This is a genomic window from Pandoraea sp., from assembly GCF_004297875.1.
Lineage (GTDB): Bacteria > Pseudomonadota > Gammaproteobacteria > Burkholderiales > Burkholderiaceae > Pandoraea.
In genome coordinates this window covers 1-2,490 of the sequence record NZ_SCSK01000018.1, presented here as the reverse complement: position 1 = coordinate 2,490, position 2,490 = coordinate 1, and the positions used below count along the sequence as shown (strand labels likewise).

General features: G+C 63.5%; 2 protein-coding genes and 1 pseudogene. 1 reads left to right on the top strand and 2 read right to left on the bottom strand.

Translation table 11 applies throughout. From position 1 onward, the window contains the following. Positions 1-412, top strand: a pseudogene (locus tag EPN80_RS06000) (hypothetical protein); the annotation flags it as partial. A gap of 48 nt (positions 413-460) precedes the next feature. Here EPN80_RS06000 and EPN80_RS05995 read toward each other — a convergent pair. Next, on the bottom strand, positions 461-895 hold the full coding sequence (locus EPN80_RS05995) for a PAS domain-containing protein (RefSeq protein ID WP_293024783.1): 435 nt from the start codon (positions 893-895) through the stop codon (positions 461-463). A 121-nt stretch (positions 896-1,016) separates the two neighbouring features. Further along, positions 1,017-2,285, bottom strand: a complete 1,269-nt coding sequence (frc, locus tag EPN80_RS05990) for a formyl-CoA transferase (RefSeq protein ID WP_293024781.1) — start codon at positions 2,283-2,285, stop codon at positions 1,017-1,019. Positions 2,286-2,490: the final 205 nt, after the last annotated feature.

Genomic DNA, 2,490 nt, shown 5'->3' with positions numbered 1-2,490 from the left:
GGCGTTCGTGCTCTCGGCCACGCTCGCGGCGCTGGCCGGGGCCACCAACACGCTGGTGCTGGGCTTCGAGACGCTCACCGACGTGCACTGGACGCTCTCGGGCATGGTGATCCTGATGACCCTGGTGGGCGGCCTGGGCACGCTGTTCGGCCCGGTGCTGGGGGCGCTGATCATCGTGCTGCTGCAAAACAAGCTCGGCGACATCGGCATGTGGCTGGCCAGCCTCACCGGCATCGCCTGGTTCCAGTCCCTGGGCGAGTCCGTGACCATCGTCATCGGCCTGATCTTTATCCTCTGCGTGCTCGCCTTTCGCCGCGGCATCGTCGGCGAACTGGTGGCGCGTACCGGGCAACGGCGGGCCGGCGTCCGCCCAGCCAAGGCCGCTTCGACGCAATCTCTCCAGACGCGTTGAATCGGCGCTGGGCGCCCGTCCCTTTCGGGACGGCGCGCCTTGCCTCGCTTACTGACTGACCACCTGGGCCTCCAGTTCGGCCAGGCGCTTGCGCAAATTGCGGTCTTCCTGGAAGCGGGCTGTCTCGTCACGAATCACCGCGACAATGCCGCTCACCTGCTGCTGCGCCGAGTACAGCAACGCAACCGTGAAAGCGATCGACAGCGCACGCCCATCCTTGTGCGCGGCAGGCACGCGCAGCACGTCGCTGCCATAGCGGGTCTGGCCGGTCGCCATGGTCTTGTGATAACCCTCCCAGTGACGCTCGCGCAAGCGTTGGGGAATGATCAGATCCAGCGACTGCCCGAGCGCTTCGGCCGCGGTGAAGCCGAACATGCGCTCGGCCGCGGCATTCCATACCGTGATTGCGCCGCTGGGGTCCGAGACGACGACGGCGTCACCGACGGCCGCGACCAGTTGTTCGAAATCGATGGTTCCTTGCATGGCTGCCCCCAATATTTTGGCATTTCCAGTCAAGCGCGGGCGGCACCCGCAAGGATGCCGCCCGCGCCGGCGCCAAGCCCGGCGCCCTCCTGCTTTTCTATATCACGTCCGGACGCTGGCATCAAACCACTTGAGCGTCGCGCATTTTGGCGATTTGCTCCTTGCTGTAGCCCAGGCTCGCCAGCACCTCGTCGGTGTGCTCGCCCAGCAACGGCGACGCGGTGATCTCGGGCTTCAGATCGGAGAACTTGATCGGACTGCCAACGGTAAGGTAGCTGCCCCGCTCCTTGTGCGGCACCTCCGTGATGGTGCCGCTGGCGCGCAGCGACGGATCGTTGGCCAGCTCTTTCATGGTCAGCACCGGCGCGCACGGAATGTCGTACTTGCGCAGGATGTCGACCGCCTCGAACTTGGTCTTGTCGGCCAGCCACGCCTCGATGGTCGCGAAGATATCGAAGATGTGAGGCTGACGAGCCTTGGCCGTGTTGTAAGCGGGGTCGTCGATCCACTCCGGCTTGCCGATCGCATTGCAGATCGGCGCCCAGGCATGGCCCTGGATGGTGAAGTAAATGTAGGCGTTCGGATCGGTTTCCCAGCCCTTGCACTTGAGCACCCAGCCCGGCTGGCCGCCGCCGCCCGCATTGCCTCCGCGCGGCACGACGTCGGTGAATTTACCGTACTTTCCATCTTCGCGGATCGGGTATTGCGGATATTCCTCGAGGTAGCCGAGCCGATCCAGGCGTTGCTGGTCACGTAGCTTGACGCGGCACAGGTTCAAGACGCTGTCCTGCATCGAGACCGCCACCTTTTGCCCCTTGCCGGTTTTATCACGGCCGATCAAGGCAGTCAGGATGCCGATCGCCAGGTGCATGCCGGTGTTGCTGTCGCCCAGTGCCGCCGCGCTGATGGTGGGCGGGCCGTCCCAGAATCCGGTGGTGGAGGCCGCGCCGCCGGCGCATTGCGCGACGTTTTCATACACTTTCAGGTCATCGTAGTGATGTCCGTCGCTGAAACCCTTGACCGAAGCCACGATCATCTTCGGGTTGAGCTTCTTGATGTTCTCCCACGAGAAGCCCATGCGATCGAGCGCGCCCGGACCGAAGTTTTCGACCAGCACGTCGGATTCGCGAATCAGCTTTTCCAGCACTTCCTTGCCTTCGGGCTTTTTGGTGTCCAGCGTCAGCGAGCGCTTGTTGGAGTTGAGCATCGTGAAGTACAGCGCATCGACGTCGGGGATGTCGCGCAACTGAGTGCGCGTCACATCGCCCGCTCCGGGGCGTTCGACCTTGATCACATCAGCGCCGAACCACGCCAGCATCTGCGTGCAGGCAGGCCCAGCCTGCACGTGGGTGAAGTCGATAATCCTGATACCTTTGAGTGGCATGTCCATCGTCGGTGACTCCTCAATATCTACCGTTAGTTGCATGAAGTAATGCAGGATGCCGGCATGCCCGCTGTGCCGGACATGCCGAGGTTGCTCTTATTTGTACATCGTCTGATTCTTGGTGCCGGGCGCGTACTCGCTTGGGTCGACCCAGATGTTGATGACCGCCGAGCGGCCGGTCCTGGCGATCGCCTCGCGCCCGCGCCGCAGC